This window comes from Enterobacter sp. FB, assembly GCF_000805795.1.
Taxonomy (GTDB): Bacteria; Pseudomonadota; Gammaproteobacteria; order Enterobacterales; family Enterobacteriaceae; genus Enterobacter; species Enterobacter roggenkampii.
On record NZ_JSZC01000013.1, the window covers coordinates 2147014 to 2163429 of the forward strand.

Here is a 16416-nt window from a genome sequence, read left to right on the forward strand (position 1 = left end):
GTTGAAATACCGATCAGAGGTCGTTGAGATGCAGGCGGACGTACCCGGCGCGGTCTGCAATGGCCTGCCGATCCTCTTCCGTCATGTCCGCTAGCTGTTTAAAGACAATGCCCAGGCGGGGATTGTTACCGAGACGCGCCTGATTGCGCGCAAAGAAGTCCCAGTAAAGGGCATTGAAGGGGCAGGCCTGCTCTCCGGTACGCTGGTTGTGCTGATACCGGCACCCCTGACAGTAATTACTCATCTTATGAATATATGACGCGCTTGAGACGTAGGGTTTACTGGCCAGCAACCCGCCATCGCCAAACTGGCTCATGCCGAGGGTATTGGGCAGTTCCACCCACTCAAAGGCGTCAATATAGACGCCCAGATACCATTCATGAACCGCCTGCGGCGACAGGCCGCTGAGCAGGCTAAAGTTTCCAATGACCATCAGGCGCTGGATATGGTGGGCGTAAGCCTCGGTGAGCGACTGCCCAACGGCATGCGCCAGGCAGCGCATCTGCGTCTTGCCCGTCCAGAACCAGTCCGGCAGCGGGGCGTGCTGGTCTAAGGCATTCAGTTCCCGATAGCCGGGCATCTGCGACCAGTAGATCCCGCGCACATACTCCCGCCAGCCGAGAATTTGCCGGATAAACCCTTCGACGGCAGGCAGCGGCGCGTGGCCCAAACGCCACGCCTGCTGGGCGGCGGCAACCACTTCCCGCGGATTAAGCATCTTTGTATTCAGCGCAAACGAAATTAACGAATGGAAAAGAAAAGGTTCCTCTGTGTGCATCGCGTCCTGCCAGTTTCCAAACTGCGGGAGCACGTGCGTGATAAATTCATCCAGCCTGGCTTTGGCTTCCGCACGGTTGAGCGGCCAGCGAAAATTGTCGGCCTGCGGTTCGCCGAAGGTCTTTACGCCGCAGCGTTGGATCTCCGCCCATAAGGCGGAACGATCGTGGCAAGGACGCGCGTCCCCCGGCGCGGGAGGCTCGCCGGACCAGCGCTTGCGGTTTTCAGCATCGAAATTCCATTTCCCCCCTTCCGGCTCGCCTGCTGACGTCAACAGTACGCCATGCTGACGACGCATCTCCCGGTAAAAGTATTCCATTCGCCAGCTTTTGCGCGACGCAAAAAACGCGCTGACCTGTTCCCGTGCGGTGAAAAAATGCTCGCTGCTGACGCAGGCCGTTTCAACGGAGATCGTCTTCGCCCACGCCTGCAGCTGCGCATCAAGACGCCATTCGTCGGGCTCCTGCCATATCACTCTGCCCGCGCCGTAATGCGCGACAAGCGCGTTGAGATTGTCTTCCAGCGCGCCGCGGTTTGAGTCATCAGAGAGCCGGACATACCTCACCCGATGCCCCTTCTCCTTTAACGCAGAGGAAAACGCGCGCATGGCGGCGAAGATAGCGATAACTTTCTGGGCGTGATGAAGCACATAGGCGGTTTCTGCCTGGAGTTCCAGCATCACGTAAATGATGTTCGGACTGCAGGTATCAAACCAGCTGTGATGCGGATTAAGCTGATCGCCCAGGATCAGACGTAGCTCGGTCAACGGTGGCTCCTGCGACAGCGCTCAGAACAGTATTTAACCTCATTCCAGCATTTCGCCCATTTCTTGCGCCACGTCATGGGCCGCTGGCAGTGCACGCACAGTCGACTGGGCAGGTCCTGCTTGTTACCTTTGAAATCGCTCATCTTTTCAATACCGTACTGATTTATTCACCCCACCTGCGGATAAAGGCTACGACAGACTTCACAAAATGAAGGTGATGCCCGCAAACCGCTACCCACCGCTACGTACGAAATGATAGTTTATTCAGGCTGGATTTGTCGCAGCAGGCGATATTCTGGCATCTTAACCGAATCTGACTTTCCCATTTTTGTTCAAGTGACGAGTTTGCGAGCAAAGCGATGATAAAGTGGCCCTGGAAAACGAATGAGGCTGGCCGGGATGTGGCGCTGCCATGGGATGACGCGCTGACGATCCCTGTTCTGGCTAATCTAAACCCGGATGAACAATCGAAACTGGTTCAGCTGGCGGATCGTTTTTTACAGCAAAAGCGCCTGGTGCCGCTGCAGGGGTTTGAACTCGATCCCCTGAAAAACGCCCGCATCGCGCTGCTTTTCTGTCTGCCGGTGCTTGAACTCGGCATTGAGTGGCTGGACGGTTTCCACGAAGTGCTTATCTATCCCGCGCCGTTCGTGGTGGATGACGAATGGCAGGACGATATTGGGCTGGTGCATAATCAGCGCGTGGTGCAGTCAGGACAAAGCTGGCAGCAAGGGCCGATTATCCTCAACTGGCTCGATATTCAGGACTCGTTCGACGCCTCCGGTTTTAATCTGATTATCCATGAAGTGGCGCACAAGCTGGATACCCGCAACGGCGATCGCGCCAGCGGCGTCCCGCGGATCCCGCTTCGCGAGGTCGCGGGCTGGGAGCACGACCTGCACGCGGCGATGGATAACATCCAGGATGAAATAGACCTGGTCGGCGAAAGCGCGGCCAGCATTGACGCCTATGCGGCAACCGACCCGGCTGAGTGCTTTGCGGTGCTCTCCGAGTACTTCTTCAGCGCGCCCGAGCTCTTCGCGCCCCGTTTCCCGGCCCTCTGGCAACGTTTCTGCCAGTTTTATCAGCAGGATCCGCTACAGCGCCTGCGGCAGAATGAGGCGTCCGGCGGGCATTCGTCCCGCCAGGTCCATTAAGCTTTTTCAGCAGGGGTACGCTCGGTTGACCATACCCCTATGCTCAGGGCTAAAAACAGCAATGCCATTCCCCACGCGGCCACCGTTAAAGACTGCTCCCCGTAAAAGCGCGTCACGACCGGCACCATCAGCGCGCTGACGCCGTAGCCTAACGTGTGGCTGGTGGCGATGACGCCCGCCCCTTTCCCCGTGGTCAGCCGATCGTTCAGCAGCAGCTGGTAGCCCGGCGTGGCCATCGCCGCCCCGAGTGACGTGATAACAATCCCCACGTAGAACAGCGCTAAACCGGCGACAGACATCAGCCCAAGCCCGGCCACCATCAGCACCGCCGCGATGCAAAGCAATGTCACCGGGCTGAAATGCTGAGGGCGGACCACCAGAAACTGTGCCGCGAGCGTGGCCAGCGCGGCCAGGCTCAGCAGAAACGCGACATGATGGCTGATCTCCCGGGCGTTACCGTCCAGCAACGGGCTAAGATGCGGTGACAGGCCAATCTGCATCAGGCTCACCAGCGCCGCCAGCAGCAGCGCCAGCAGCAGGAACGGCAGCATAGAGGCCTGCAGGCGGGTTGCCTGATGGGCTACCGGCGGCAGCGGCGGGTCAGCGACTTCGCGAAGCACCAGCAGCAGAGCGAGAAGCGGCGCAACCGCCATCAGCCAGAGCGGTGCTACCGGATTAACGCTGAGCATCAGCGCCGCCAGCGGCGGGCCGAGCAAACGCCCGCAGCTGAGGCCGGAGCTTATTGTCGCCAGCGCCGCCATTCTTTTCTCCAGTCCCGCCCGCTGAATCGCCCATGTCTGGGCCGCAGGCACCAGCCCCGAGACCGTCAGTCCATAGAGCAGGCGCGAGAATATAAGCCCCGCCAGCCCCCAGACCGTATCCAGCCTTCCGGCCGCCATCGCCCAGACCACCAGCGCCATCACAACAAAACTGGCCAGATAGCCGCTTAGTGAGGCCAGCATGACGGACTTACACCCCTTCCGCTCGCTCTGACGCCCCCACCAGGGCGAGGCCGGTAAAAAGAGCATCGATCCGAACATCAACAGCCCGGCCCAGACCGAGAGCGACAGCCCGGTCAGGGTGACCAGCTGCGGGAGCATCACCAGCAAGCCGTTTTGCCCGATGCCCAGTAAACCCGCAGATAGCGCCAGGGGCCAGTTAGCTTTTGAGGTGACGTTTTCCGTCAAGGTTTCAGAGTCAGCGCGCATGAGAATGTGAACATAGTGTCAATAAATGTGTGGAAATTATGAAGTTTATGAAAACAAATATTGCAAAAATGGTTGCGAGTGTAAACAGAATGAATATCATAACGAGAATTATTATCAATCATGGAATGAGGTACATCTATGCGTGCTCTGCTCCGCGCCGCCGGTACAGACGTTGCAGCCCAGTGCTTTTTAAACGCCCTGTTGCGTGAAACGAAGGACTGGCGCTATCTCCCCGCTACCGATGCGGATGCGCTATATGAGATCCATATCCCGCTTTCCCAAACCCAGGCGCTTCGGGTGCCGGTACGCTATTTCTCACCCACCCAGCATCATCAGTACCGTTTCCCGGCAACGCGGATTCAGAGCAACAGCGACAGGGGTGACGCCGTCACTTTCCCTCAACTGGTTGATTTAATTCTTGAAAAACCGTCCGTAAAAGGCTCGCTGGATGCCGATACGCTGGCGCGTTTTAAGCAGCGCGTTCTCGAAAGCCATGCCCACACCTGGCAGGCGATTGATTTACGCCACTGCTGGGCAACCCTGCGCGATAAGCCGCTGACGTTTGCCGAAGCGGAACAGGCGCTACTGGTCGGCCATGCGTTTCACCCGGCACCGAAGTCCCACGAGCCGTTCAACGAAGCCGAGGCGCGTCGCTACCTGCCTGATTTCGCCTCCCGCTTCCCGCTGCGCTGGTTTGCCGTTGAGAGCACGCTCGTTGCCGGCGACAGCCTGAACGTCTCCCTGCGTGAGCGTCTGCTGCGCTTTGCGGCCCAGAGCGCGCCCGTGCTGCTCGGCCACTTTACCGACACCCGCTGGCTGCTGCCGATGCACCCGTGGCAGGCCGACTATCTGCTGGAGCAGGACTGGTGCCAGCGTCTGGTGGAAAACGGTTCGTTGCAGGACCTGGGTGAAGCGGGCGCACAGTGGCTGCCCACCAGCTCCTCCCGCTCGCTGTACAGCGAGACCAACAGCGACATGATTAAGTTCTCCCTCAGCGTGCGCCTGACCAACTCCGTGCGCACGCTGTCGGTGAAAGAGGTGAAGCGCGGCATGCGCCTGGCGCGTCTGGCAAAAACGGAACGCTGGCAGGATTTACAGGCACGCTACCCGACCATGCGCGTGATGCAGGAAGACGGCTGGGCGGGACTGCGCGATGACAGCGGTGTCGTTCAGGAAGAGAGCCTGATGGCCCTGCGCGTCAATCTGCTGTTCGATACGCCAGACACCCAGACCAACGTGCTGGTGAGCCTGACGCAGGCCGCGCCGGACGGCGGTGACAGCCTGCTCGCCGCGGCGGTGCGCCGTCTGAGCCAGCGTCTTGATCTCCCGCTCGCCCAGGCCGCCCGCTGCTGGCTGAACGCCTACTGCGACCGCGTATTGCTTCCGCTGTTCAGCGCCGAGGCGGACTACGGTCTGGTCCTGCTGGCGCACCAGCAAAATATCCTCGTTGAGATGCAGCAGGATTTCCCGGTCGGGCTGATCTACCGCGACTGCCAGGGCAGCGCGTGGACCGAAGGCGCCGACGCGTGGCTGAAAGAGGCGGGCGAAACTGAGGTGGAAAACCGCTTTGGCGAGAGCCAGCTGCTGCGCTACTTCCCTTACTACCTGCTGCTGAACTCTACCCTTGCCGTCACCGCCGCCCTTGCCGCCGCCGGTTTTGACAGCGAAGAGAGCCTGATGTCCCGGGTGCGCGACGCGCTGGCAGAACTGCGCCGCACGGCGAAGCAGACCCGCTGCCTCGACTACGTGCTCGACAGCCCGACCTGGAACTGCAAAGGCAACTTCTTCTGCTACCTGCACGATCGCAATGAAAACACCATCGCCGATCCGGCTGTGATCTATTTCGACTTTAGCAACCCGTTCTACAAGGAGAAGACGTGATGGCTATCGCGAATATCGTCCATTCCGGCTACGGCTTTCACTGCACCGCAACGGATCGCGCCCTGCCGCTGGCGTTGGGTCTCGACGGCAGCGCGGTGCTGGAGCGTCTGAAGGGGATCCCGGACGGCTGGCTGGTGGAAGCCCTGGATCAGCTGTTTGTGGCCGCCCCCGCGCTGACCGGCATTACGTTGCCGTGGGCGGACTGGCAGGATGAACCCCAGGCGCAGGCGCTGTTTGGCCTGGCCCACGGTGATTATCTGGCCCGCGACGCCTTCTGGCAGCTGCCGCTGTGGCTGAAGGGCGAACGCCCGCAGGCGAGCGGCGGAATGCAGTTTGACGAGAGCCGTCAACTGTACTTCCCGCTGCGCCCTCGCCGCCCGCAGGGTGAGGTGTATCGCCGTTACGATCCGCAAATTAAGCGTACCCTCAGCTTCCGCGTGGCCGACGTGGCGCTGGACGGCGAGCGTTTTACCCGCTGGATGAACAACCCGCGCGTGAACGCCTTCTGGGAGATGGCGGGCCCGCAGGCCGAGCAGGAAAACTACCTGCGCCGTCAGCTCGACTCGACCTACTGCTACCCGGTTATTGGCTGCTTCGACGATCAACCGTTTGGCTATTTTGAACTCTACTGGGCACCGGAAGACCGCATTGGCCGCCACTACCGCTGGCAGCCGTTTGACCGCGGGCTACACATGCTGGTGGGGGAAGAGAACTGGCGCGGCGCGCAGTACATCCGCAGCTGGCTGCGCGGCCTGAGCCACTACCTGTATCTCGATGAACCGCGCACCGCGCGCATCGTGGCCGAGCCGCGCTTCGACAACCAGCGCCTGTTCCGTCACCTTTCCTCTGCCGGTTTTGACACGGTGAAAGAGTTCGACTTCCCGCATAAACGCTCGCGCCTCATTATGAGCCAGCGTCACCGCTTCTTCAGCGAGGTGGGCCTGTGAACGCGCTCTGGGAAAAAGTGAACCGCGAGATGGTGGCGAAGATCCTCGCCGAGCTGGAATACGAGCGCACCCTGCGCGCCGAGCCGGTTTCGTCGGACGGCTGGCGCATCGCCATGGGCAACGCGTCCTGGCAGTTTTTCGCCACGCGCGGGATCTGGGGCTGGCTGCATATCGACCCGGACAGCCTGACCACCGCCAGCGGCGATGCCGTCGAAGCGGAAAGCGCGCTGCTGCAGCTGGCGACGGTGCTGGAGATGAGCGACGCGCAAACGGCAGAGCACATGGAGGACCTCTACGCCACGCTGCGCGGCGACATGCAGCTGCTGCAGGCGCGTGACGCGCTGGATGCGGACGCGCTGATCCACCTCGATCCGGACGAATTACAGTGCCTGATGCGCGGTCACCCGAAGTTTATTTTCAACAAAGGTCGCCGCGGCTGGGGGCTGGACGCGCTGCGCCAGTACGCACCGGAGTACCACGGACGTTTTCGTCTGCACTGGGTTGCCGTTCAGCGAGAGCATCTGGTCTGGAGCAGCGACGCCGATTGCGATATCAGCGCCCTGCTGGCGAGCGCCATGGACAACGCCGAGCGCGCCCGCTTTGACGCCCGCTGGCAGGCGCTGGGCCTCGACGAGAGCTGGCTGCCGGTGCCGCTGCATCCGTGGCAGTGGCAGCAGAAGATTGCCATTCATTTCCTGCCTCACCTGGCACGCGGTCAGATGGTTGAGCTGGGCGAGTTTGGCGATGAGTACCTGGCGCAGCAGTCCCTGCGCACGCTCACCAACGCCAGCCGTCGCGCGCCGTTTGACATCAAGCTTCCGCTGACGATCTACAACACCTCCTGCTATCGCGGTATTCCGGGCAAATACATTGCCGCCGGGCCGCTGGCCTCGCGCTGGCTGCAGCAGCAGTTTGTCGCCGACGCTACGCTTGCCCGCTCTGGCGCACAGGTGCTTGGCGAACCCGCCGCCGGATATCTGTCGCATCCGGGCTATGCGGCGCTGCCGAAAGCGCCGTATCGCTATCAGGAGATGCTGGGGTGATCTGGCGCGAGAACCCGTCCTGCTATTTGCAGGAGGGCGAACAGGCGGTGCTGCTGGCGGCGCTGATGGAAACCGATAACGCCGGACGCCCGCTGATTGACGCGTGGATCAGCCGTTCCGGGCTAAGCGCCGACGCGTGGCTGGAAAAGCTGTTTGAGGCAACGGTGATCCCGTTCTATCACCTGCTCTGCCGCTACGGCGTGGCGCTGATTGCCCACGGCCAGAACGTGACGCTGGTGATGAAGGACTACGTCCCGCAGCGCATCCTGCTGAAGGATTTCCAGGGCGATATGCGCCTGGTGGATGAAAATTTCCCGCAGGCGGAAAGCCTGCCGGAGCAGGTAAAAGCGGTGACGGCGCGCCTGAGCGCGGATTACATCATCCACGACTTGCAAACCGGCAACTTCGTGACGGTGCTGCGCTTTATTTCACGCCTCACGCTGCAAAGCGGCGTCAGCGAAACGCGTTTCTATCAGATCCTCGCCGGGTGCTGCACCGCTACATGGCCGCGCATCCGGAGCTTGCGGAGCGCTTTGCGAAATTCGATCTGTTTAAGCCGCAAATTATTCGCGTGATCCTCAACCCGGTCAAACTGACCTTCTCCGAACACGACGGCGGCAGCCGCATGCTGCCGAACTACGTCACCGACCTTGATAACCCTCTTTTTCTGGCCTCCCGGGAGTCCGCGCAATGAAAACCTATGATTTCATCGGCATTGGTATCGGCCCGTTTAACCTTAGCATCGCCGCCCTCGCAGAAGGGCTGGACGGCTTTAGCTCGCTGTTTCTTGAGCGCAAACCGCACTTTTCCTGGCACCCGGGGATGATGGTGCCGGACTGCCACATGCAGACCAGCTTCCTGAAGGATCTGGTCAGTGCCGTCGAGCCGACCAACCGCCACAGCTTCCTGAACTACCTGGTGCAGCGTAAAAAGTTCTACCGCTTCCTGACCACCGAGCAGCGCACCGTTTCACGGGAAGAGTTTGCCGACTACCTGTGCTGGGCGGCGGACAACCTCACCAACCTCGCCTTCAGCCAGCAGGTACAGCAGGTGAGCTTTGATGAGAAAAGCGGCCTGTTTGAGGTAGTGACCCAACGCGATCGCTTCCTGGCGCGCCACGTCTGCGTGGGGATCGGTAAGCAGATCAACCTGCCGGACTGCGTCACGACGCAGGACGATAGCTGTTTCCATGCCAGCGAGATGATGCTGCGCACGCCGGATCTCGCGGGCAAGCGCGTTACCGTCGTCGGCGGCGGCCAGAGCGGTGCCGACCTGTTCCTGAATATTTTCCGCGGCGAATGGGGCCAGCCGCTGAGCCTGAACTGGGTCTCGCGCCGCAACAACTACAACGCGCTGGATGAAGCCGCCTTTGCTAACGAGTATTTCACGCCGGAGTACGTGGACAGCTTCTCCACGCTCGGTGAAGAGGCGCGTCGTCAGATGCTGCACGAGCAGAAGATGACCTCCGACGGGATCACCACCGAGTCCCTGCTGGCGATTTACCGCGCCATGTACCACCGCTTTGAAGTGCTGCGTGAAAAACCCTGGGCGCACCTGATGCCGTCCCGCTCGGTGACGTCCCTGACGCGCCTGGAAAACGGACAGCGTCTGAGCATACAGCACCATCTCGACGGCGGCCGTGAGCAGCTGGAGAGTGACGTTGTGATCTTCGCCACCGGCTATCGCGCCGTGCAGCCTGCGTTCCTGGCGCCGCTGTCTCACCGCCTGCATCTGGATACGGACGAAGCCTTCTGCATCAACAACGATTTCACCCTCGAATGGGACGGCCCGCAGAGTAACCGCCTGTTTGCCGTGAATGCCGGGATGCACCGTCTCGGCATTGCCGAACCCCAGCTCAGCCTGATGGCCTGGCGCGCGGCGCGAATTCTGAATCGCGCGCACGCCGACGAGCCGTTTGAGCTGGCTACCACCCCCGGCGTTATCCACTGGCGAAGCACCACCAGCCCGGAGAACAGCCAGGTTTTTAAATCATTAGCAAAAACCACCGAGTACTGACACACACAATCAGGGTCAACATAACAATGAAACGTTCTCATCTTTGGGTTTTAAATCCTTGCTTGCTTGCAATGCTTTCTACCTCTGCGTGGGCGGAAGAACAAAAGGAAGAAAATATCGTTGTCTCCGCCAGCCGCGCGCACCGCAGCGTGGCGGAGATGGCGCAGACCACCTGGGTCATCGAGCGGGCTGAAATTGAGCAGCAGGTTCAGGGCGGGAAAGAGATTAAAGAAGTGCTGGCGCAGCTGATTCCGGGCATGGACGTCAGCAGCCAGGGGCGTACCAACTACGGCATGAACCTGCGCGGTCGCTCCATGATGGTAATGGTGGACGGCGTGCGCCTGAACTCGTCCCGCAGCGACAGCCGCCAGCTGGACTCTATCGATCCGTTCAACATTGACCGTATCGAGGTTATCTCCGGCGCCACGTCACTCTACGGCGGCGGCAGTACCGGCGGTCTGGTGAACATCGTCACCAAAAAAGGCCAGCCTGAGACCGAAGTCGAGTTCCAGACCGGGGCTAAAAGCGGGTTCAACAGCCACAACGACCACGATGAGAACGTGTCGGCAGCGGTCAGCGGCGGCAACGATAACGCGTCCGGTCGTCTGTCGGTGTCGTATCAGCGCTACGGCGGCTGGTATGACGGCAACGGCGACGAGGTGATCATTGATAACACCCAGACCGGCTTACAGTATTCTGACCGTATCGACGTGATGGGCACAGGCACCCTCAATATTGACGATCATCAACAGCTGCAGCTGACGACCCAGTACTACAAGAGCGAGTCCGACGGCAAGCATGGGCTGTATCTCGGAAAGAACTTCTCGGCGGTAACGGGGGATGCGACCGCCTACAACAAAGGTAACCTCGATTCTGACCGCGTGCCGGGTACCGAGCGCCATCTGATCAACCTGCAGTACTCCAATACCGACTTCTGGGGCCAGGATCTGGTCGCGCAGATTTACTATCGCGACGAGAGCCTGACCTACTATCCGTTCCCGACCCTGACCAAAGGCGTGGTCACCAGCATCGGCGCGTCGCAGCAGAAAACCGATTTCTACGGCGGCAAGCTGACGCTGAACAGCAAGCCGGTGGACGATTTGACGCTGACCTGGGGTATGGATGCCGACCACGAAACCTTCGACGCCAACCAGCAGTTCTTCAACCTGAAAAAAGCTGCGGCGAGCGGCGGCATGGAGCTGGATAACGCCTACAACGTGGGCCGCTACCCGGGTTATAGCATCACCAACCTCGCCCCGTTCCTGCAGGCCAGCTATGACATTGACGCAATCACCCTGAGCGGCGGCGTGCGCTACCAGTACACCGAGAACAAGGTGGACGACTTTGTCGGTTACACCCAGCAGCAGGCCATCGCTACCGGGAAAGCCACCTCCGCCGACGCGGTGCCGGGTGGGAAAACCGATTATAACAACTTCCTGTTTAACGCCGGGATCCTCGGTCGCCTGACCGAACAGCAGCAGGTGTGGTTTAACTTCTCCCAGGGCTTCGAAATCCCGGACCTGGCGAAGTACTACGGCTCCGGTACCTATCAGCTCAGCAACGGTCACTATCGCCTGCTGAACAGCGTCAACGTCAACGACTCGAAGCTGGACGGTATCAAGGTCAACGCTTATGAGCTGGGCTGGCGCTACACCGGGGATAACCTGCGCACCCAGGTTGCGGCGTATTACTCGCTCTCTGATAAAACCATCACCATCAACAAGACGGACATGACCATCAACCTGGAAGACGACAAGCGTCGTATCTACGGGGTAGAAGGTCAGGTGGACTATTTCTTCACCGACAGCGACTGGAGCACGGGCGCGAACTTTAACGCCATTAAGTCGGAAACCCGCGAAAACGGGAAATGGGAGAAGCTGACGGTAGACAGCGCCAGCCCGTCGAAAGCCAGCGCGTGGGTCAACTGGGCGCCGGGCGACTGGACCCTGCGCGTGCAGAGCACGCAGACCTTTGACGTCTCTGACGCCGACGGCAAGAAGATCGATGGCTATAACACGGTCGACTTCCTGGGCAGCTACGCCCTGCCGGTGGGTAAAGTCAGCTTCAGCGTGGAGAACCTGCTGGACAAAGACTACACCACCGCCTGGGGCCAGCGCGCGCCGGGGCTGTATAGCCCAACCTACGGTGCACCGGGCCTGTACACCTATAAAGGCCGCGGACGGACGTTTGGTCTGAACTACTCCGTTCTGTTCTAATCCTCAGCGCCGCCTGCGGGCGGCGCATTTTGCTGTGTAATTTCGAAGCAAATTTACTATAAAATCAGCGATTTGCTGAAATTGTCGGCAAACGAACAAAAAGCGCGATTTCACCCTTTGACAAGGCGAACTGAGGTCGCTACTATGCGCCTCGTTCACACGATTCCTCTGTAGTTCAGTCGGTAGAACGGCGGACTGTTAATCCGTATGTCACTGGTTCGAGTCCAGTCAGAGGAGCCAAATTTGAAAAGCCTGCTTTTGAAGCAGGCTTTTTGCTTTTCTGCGTCGGGTAAAATTGTCGGGTGGCGGCTTCGCCTTACCCGACCTACGGGACTGCATCTCTGAAGTTAACTCTGAATCGCATCCAGCCTGGCAATCACCTTAATCTCAAACTTAAATCCGTACAGCCACGTCACGCCGATCCCGGTCAAGGTAGGATAAGGCGCGTCCCCCCAATATTCTGGCAGGATACTCCAGATAGCGTCGAGGTTTGACTCGGGATCGACGACAAAGAGGGTCACGTCAACCACGTCAGCGAACGTGCAGCCCGCAGCCGCGAGGACAGCATTAAGATTATCGAAGGCCAGCCTGACCTGCGCTTTCAGATCGGGTTCAGGCGAACCATCCTCGCGACTACCCACCTGCCCCGAAACGAACAAGAAACCGTTGGATTTGATGGCCGGTGAATAGCGATTGCGCTCATAGAGCGCCTGCCGACCGGAGGGGAAAACTGCTTCGCGTGCTGTCATGTTTGTACCTTTGTAATAGGGCAAAATCAGCCCGTTGAACATAAAGACACTTTACAGGTGCAGATTCGGGCGGATAAACAAGCGACTTTGTCCATCATTGTTTGTAATATCCAAACAATCGGTGAAAAGAGAGGATAAGGAATGGATCGTTTCGACGCGATGCGCGCCTTTGCTCGCGTGGTGGAGGCAGGTAGTTTCACAAAGGCTGCCCAAACGCTTCATATGAGCAAAACCACGGTGACGCAGCTCATTCAGCAGCTGGAAGCGCGCCTGCGCGTCAAATTGCTCCATCGCACCACCCGCAGGCTCGGTGTGACCCCCGATGGCGCGGTCTACTACGAACGCGTCATCCGCCTGCTGGCGGACATGGAAGATGCTGAAAACAGCCTGTCCAGCGCGACGATGACGCCCAGGGGACGGCTACGGGTTGATGTGCCCAGTCCGCTGGCCCGCCTCATCCTGGTGCCGGCGCTACCGGCTTTCCATGCACGCTACCCGGATATCCAGTTCGATATGGGCGTGAGCGACCGGGTGGTGGATCTGATCGGCGACAACGTGGATTGCGTCCTGCGCGGTGGCGAAATCAACGACCAGTCCCTGATCGCACGCCATGTCGGCGATTTGCACATCGGCGTTTACGTCGCACCGAGCTATGTGGAACGCCTCGGCGCCCCGGCGCACCCGCGAGAGCTGGAAAACACCGACCATCGCATTGTAGGGTTCTTGTCCTCGCGCACCGGTAAGATTGATCCTCTGGTACTGCGCAGTGAGAGTGAACATATTGACATCACGGGCAGCTATGTCCTTGCCGTGGATGATGGCAATGCTTACCTCGAAGCTGGGTTAGCCGGGTTAGGCGTGATTGCGCTGCCGGTCTATATGGCAGAAGCGCATCAGGCTTGTGGTTCCTTGATTCGGCTATTCGAACATTGGCGTATTAAGCCAATGCCCCTGTACCTGGCATTTCCGCCTAACCGCCACGTCAACGCCAGACTGCGCGTTTTTATTGATTGGATCGTTGAATTGATGCAGCAGCATGTCCCTAATTCCAATAATAAGTCACTCCCTCCCAGACCCTGATTCGCTCATTAGGGTTGGTTACTTTCCACAGCACTCACCGCTCGCCGCCAGGCCGCCACCTCCTCATACAGCCACGCCACAAAAAGCCCCACCTCCGGCTTCTCCTCCTTTGGCTGCGCTGTCACCAGCCAGTAAGGCCAGGGATATGGCGCAGTGATGGAGGTTAGCTGGACCAGTTCACCTCGGGTGATGGCATCCTGGACCAGAGAGCGGCGCTCCAGCGCGATGCCTTTCCCGAACCTAACGGCTTCGATAATGATATTGGAGTCGTTAATACATAAACCGCCAGGCACGATCTCTTTCTCCAGCCCCGCATTCACGCACCACGTTTTCCACGACTCCATGGAGAAAATAATATGACTCTTTGCAATGTCAGACGGCGTAGCGGGCAGCACGCCCCCGTTATAGCCAGGTGCGGCCACCACAATAAGCTCATCGGAAAAAAGGTAATGGCTTTCACTCCCTTCCCAGTTTCCCTGCCCCATCCGTATCGCGATATCTATCCCTTCCTGCTGCAGGCTGGTGACCGTCAGACTGGCCTGGATCCGCAGGGTGATAAGCGGATACTTCGTCCGAAAGCGTTCCAGGCGCGGCAAAAGCCAGTGGCATCCAAATGACGGCACCATCGCCAGCGTCAGCTCCTGCTTTCTCGGCTTCACCTGTACGAGCCGGGTGGCATCCGCGATGTGGTTCAACGCCTCGCGTACCTGTAAGGCATAGAGCCGCCCTTCTTCGTTGATCTGCACTCCTCGCCCCTGACGGATAAACAGCTTTACGCCCACCATCTCCTCCAGCGTTTTGATCTGCTGGCTGATAGCGGAATGGGTAACGTGGAGTTCTTTCGCCGCCAGCGTCACGCTGCCAAGACGGGCGACGGCTTCAAAGCTTCGCAAACTGGCAATGGGTGGAAAATCCGACATGAAAGTACTTCCTTATCTGCGCTGGATATACAGCGGCAACCTGACCATATGTCAGTAATACTAACCCTTACGGTAAGATACTGAAGATATTCGCCATGCAAATTGTATTGTAATGTCGGGTCATCCTTTTCAATGACGCGTTCTTTCACAGAGACAGGAAAACGGGAAAGATGATTAAGCTTGTTGGCATGATGGATTCACCTTATGTACGGCGCGTGGCGATCTCCCTTGAGCTTTATGGCGTTGAGTTTGAAAGCCAGCCGCTGTCAGTCTTTAGCACCTTCGACGCATTCTCCCGGATCAACCCCGCGGTAAAAGCCCCGACGCTGGTTCTGGATAACGGAATACGTCTGATGGATTCCTCGCTGATTCTGAATTATTTTGAGGCTCAGGCCGACCCCGAGCGGAGACTGGTATGAACCGGAAACATGGGTAACACTTTAGACCGGATACATGGGTAACAGTTATAACTGGCATAGAAGAGGAGACTCGCTATGCCCTGGACTGAGACCCGACCTATGCAACGCCTTGATTTTATCCGTGCCTGCCATGCAGGTACGGACTCCTTCTCCGCTCTTTGCCGTCTTTTTGGTATCAGCCGCAAAACCGGCTACAAATGGCTTCAGCGTTTTGACCCTTCTGACCTGTCCTCTCTCTCTGACCGGTCGCGCGCACCATGCTCTCACTCCCGGACGGTTCCTGATGAGGTCGTCGGGCACCTGACTGCCCTGCGTCAGAAACACCCTGACTGGGGCCCGAAAAAACTGCGGATGTGGCTCCTCAATCATCACGTCGATTTTACCGTTCCTGCTGCCAGCACTGTCGGCGATATCCTCAAGCGCGAAGGCCTGGTACCTGACAGAAAGAGAAAGCGCAGAACGCCGGGGAATCGCCAGCCCCTGACCAGCATCAGTGAAAACAATCAGGTCTGGAGCGCTGATTTTAAAGGCAAGTTCAGGCTGCTGAGCAGAGAGTACTGTCATCCCTTTACCCTGACCGACAACCACAGCCGGTATCTGCTGAGCTGCCGTGGAACAGACCGTGAGAGCGAGCCCTTCGTCAGGCACTGTCTGACGGAGGCGTTCCTGGAGTACGGTCTGCCGGACGTTCTGAGAACCGATAATGGTCAGCCCTTCGCAGGGACGGGTATCGCCGGGTTAAGTCGCCTTGCCGTCTGGCTGATAAAGCTGGGCGTCAGACCGGAGCGTATCCGGCGGGGCCATCCCGAAGAGAACGGGCGGCACGAACGCATGCACCGTTCCCTGAAAAGTGCGCTGGCGCAGGGGAACACCTTCATGACGATGGAAGAACAACAGCGGTGGTTCAGTGACTACCGGGAAGAATTTAACTACGAAAGACCGCATGAAGCCCTGGCGGGTGCAACGCCCGGAACGGTGTGGCACCCCTCGAAGCGCCAGTGGGATGGCCGTGTTCCTGACTATGCCTATCCGTCAGGAGGAACGGTCTACAGGGTGAAATCGAGGGGGACACTCTATATGGGGAAAAAGGGGACGGTGTTCCTGAGTGAAGCGCTGACTGATGAGTACATCATGCTGGAAGAACAAGATGATGGCCTGGAGGCCATCATCTTCAACGGAATAACGCTTGCGTACTACGACCGAAAAACCCAGAGTGTGGTGCGGATAGACTAAAAGT

General features: G+C 59.0%; 14 protein-coding genes, 1 tRNA gene and 2 pseudogenes. 12 read left to right on the top strand and 5 right to left on the bottom strand.

The genetic code is table 11. From position 1 onward, the window contains the following. Positions 1 to 13 precede the first annotated feature (13 nt). A complete protein-coding gene (locus tag PI91_RS17345; protein ID WP_113771502.1) occupies positions 14 to 1543 on the bottom strand; it encodes a cryptochrome/photolyase family protein in 1530 nt (509 codons plus the stop codon). Then, positions 1540 to 1686, bottom strand: a complete 147-nt coding sequence (locus PI91_RS24900; protein WP_071530926.1) for a DUF2256 domain-containing protein — start codon at positions 1684 to 1686, stop codon at positions 1540 to 1542. The genes PI91_RS17345 and PI91_RS24900 overlap by 4 nt, the downstream gene beginning before the upstream one ends. A 216-nt stretch (positions 1687 to 1902) precedes the next feature. Here PI91_RS24900 and mtfA point away from each other — a divergent pair, with 216 nt between their 5' ends. After that, positions 1903 to 2700: a DgsA anti-repressor MtfA gene (mtfA, locus tag PI91_RS17350; RefSeq protein ID WP_023325586.1), complete on the top strand. Its 798-nt coding sequence runs from the start codon at positions 1903 to 1905 to the stop codon at positions 2698 to 2700. Here mtfA and PI91_RS17355 read toward each other — a convergent pair. Beyond that, positions 2697 to 3908: an MFS transporter gene (locus PI91_RS17355; RefSeq protein ID WP_039266689.1), complete on the bottom strand. Its 1212-nt coding sequence runs from the start codon at positions 3906 to 3908 to the stop codon at positions 2697 to 2699. The genes mtfA and PI91_RS17355 overlap by 4 nt on opposite strands. Positions 3909 to 4046: 138 nt before the next feature. On the opposite strand from PI91_RS17355, the gene PI91_RS17360 reads away from it, so the two are divergent. The 8 genes and pseudogenes from PI91_RS17360 to PI91_RS17385 all read left to right on the top strand — a co-directional run bounded on the left by PI91_RS17360 (position 4047) and on the right by PI91_RS17385 (position 12251). Beyond that, positions 4047 to 5789, top strand: coding sequence for an IucA/IucC family siderophore biosynthesis protein (locus tag PI91_RS17360; protein WP_039266690.1), 1743 nt, complete (start codon positions 4047 to 4049; stop codon positions 5787 to 5789). Then, positions 5789 to 6736: a GNAT family N-acetyltransferase gene (locus PI91_RS17365; protein ID WP_039266691.1), complete on the top strand. Its 948-nt coding sequence runs from the start codon at positions 5789 to 5791 to the stop codon at positions 6734 to 6736. Before PI91_RS17360 ends, PI91_RS17365 begins: the two co-directional genes overlap by 1 nt. Next, positions 6733 to 7779, top strand: coding sequence for an IucA/IucC family siderophore biosynthesis protein (locus PI91_RS26495; protein WP_232764421.1), 1047 nt, complete (start codon positions 6733 to 6735; stop codon positions 7777 to 7779). Before PI91_RS17365 ends, PI91_RS26495 begins: the two co-directional genes overlap by 4 nt. Before the next feature lie 65 nt (positions 7780 to 7844). Continuing rightward, positions 7845 to 8317 (top strand): annotated as a pseudogene (locus PI91_RS26500) (IucA/IucC family C-terminal-domain containing protein); the annotation flags it as partial. Between the two features lie 33 nt (positions 8318 to 8350). Next, positions 8351 to 8473 (top strand): hypothetical protein, encoded by a 123-nt coding sequence (locus PI91_RS26560; RefSeq protein WP_255355292.1) that lies wholly within the window; start codon positions 8351 to 8353, stop codon positions 8471 to 8473. Continuing rightward, positions 8470 to 9795, top strand: a complete 1326-nt coding sequence (locus PI91_RS17375; protein WP_039266692.1) for a lysine N(6)-hydroxylase/L-ornithine N(5)-oxygenase family protein — start codon at positions 8470 to 8472, stop codon at positions 9793 to 9795. Before PI91_RS26560 ends, PI91_RS17375 begins: the two co-directional genes overlap by 4 nt. A 26-nt stretch (positions 9796 to 9821) precedes the next feature. Next, complete coding sequence (locus PI91_RS17380) at positions 9822 to 12011, top strand: TonB-dependent siderophore receptor (RefSeq protein ID WP_023325592.1); 2190 nt, start codon at positions 9822 to 9824, stop codon at positions 12009 to 12011. Between the two features lie 164 nt (positions 12012 to 12175). After that, positions 12176 to 12251, top strand: a tRNA-Asn gene (locus tag PI91_RS17385). 107 nt (positions 12252 to 12358) lie between these two features. Here the strand turns inward: PI91_RS17385 and PI91_RS17390 are convergent. Then, positions 12359 to 12760: a RidA family protein gene (locus PI91_RS17390; protein ID WP_039266693.1), complete on the bottom strand. Its 402-nt coding sequence runs from the start codon at positions 12758 to 12760 to the stop codon at positions 12359 to 12361. A 141-nt stretch (positions 12761 to 12901) separates the two neighbouring features. Between PI91_RS17390 and PI91_RS17395 the strand changes: the two genes are divergently transcribed. Then, complete coding sequence (locus PI91_RS17395; RefSeq protein WP_032652614.1) at positions 12902 to 13840, top strand: LysR family transcriptional regulator; 939 nt, start codon at positions 12902 to 12904, stop codon at positions 13838 to 13840. 8 nt (positions 13841 to 13848) lie between these two features. On the opposite strand, the gene gcvA is transcribed toward PI91_RS17395, so the two are convergent. After that, a complete protein-coding gene (gcvA, locus tag PI91_RS17400) occupies positions 13849 to 14760 on the bottom strand; it encodes a transcriptional regulator GcvA (protein WP_039266694.1) in 912 nt (303 codons plus the stop codon). A gap of 173 nt (positions 14761 to 14933) precedes the next feature. Here gcvA and PI91_RS17405 point away from each other — a divergent pair. After that, a pseudogene (locus tag PI91_RS17405) lies at positions 14934 to 15176 on the top strand (glutathione S-transferase N-terminal domain-containing protein); the annotation flags it as partial. A gap of 78 nt (positions 15177 to 15254) precedes the next feature. Then, a complete protein-coding gene (locus PI91_RS17410; RefSeq protein WP_039265406.1) occupies positions 15255 to 16412 on the top strand; it encodes an integrase core domain-containing protein in 1158 nt (385 codons plus the stop codon). Positions 16413 to 16416 lie beyond the last annotated feature (4 nt).

Coding starts and splice junctions, on each gene's coding strand:
- PI91_RS24900 (WP_071530926.1), bottom strand. CDS start 1,686: ATGAGCGATTTCAAAGGTAACAAGCAGGACCTGCCCAGTCGACTGTGC.
- mtfA (WP_023325586.1), top strand. CDS start 1,903: ATGATAAAGTGGCCCTGGAAAACGAATGAGGCTGGCCGGGATGTGGCG.
- PI91_RS17355 (WP_039266689.1), bottom strand. CDS start 3,908: ATGCGCGCTGACTCTGAAACCTTGACGGAAAACGTCACCTCAAAAGCT.
- PI91_RS17360 (WP_039266690.1), top strand. CDS start 4,047: ATGCGTGCTCTGCTCCGCGCCGCCGGTACAGACGTTGCAGCCCAGTGC.
- PI91_RS17365 (WP_039266691.1), top strand. CDS start 5,789: ATGGCTATCGCGAATATCGTCCATTCCGGCTACGGCTTTCACTGCACC.
- PI91_RS17375 (WP_039266692.1), top strand. CDS start 8,470: ATGAAAACCTATGATTTCATCGGCATTGGTATCGGCCCGTTTAACCTT.
- PI91_RS17380 (WP_023325592.1), top strand. CDS start 9,822: ATGAAACGTTCTCATCTTTGGGTTTTAAATCCTTGCTTGCTTGCAATG.
- PI91_RS17390 (WP_039266693.1), bottom strand. CDS start 12,760: ATGACAGCACGCGAAGCAGTTTTCCCCTCCGGTCGGCAGGCGCTCTAT.
- PI91_RS17395 (WP_032652614.1), top strand. CDS start 12,902: ATGGATCGTTTCGACGCGATGCGCGCCTTTGCTCGCGTGGTGGAGGCA.
- gcvA (WP_039266694.1), bottom strand. CDS start 14,760: ATGTCGGATTTTCCACCCATTGCCAGTTTGCGAAGCTTTGAAGCCGTC.
- PI91_RS17410 (WP_039265406.1), top strand. CDS start 15,255: ATGCCCTGGACTGAGACCCGACCTATGCAACGCCTTGATTTTATCCGT.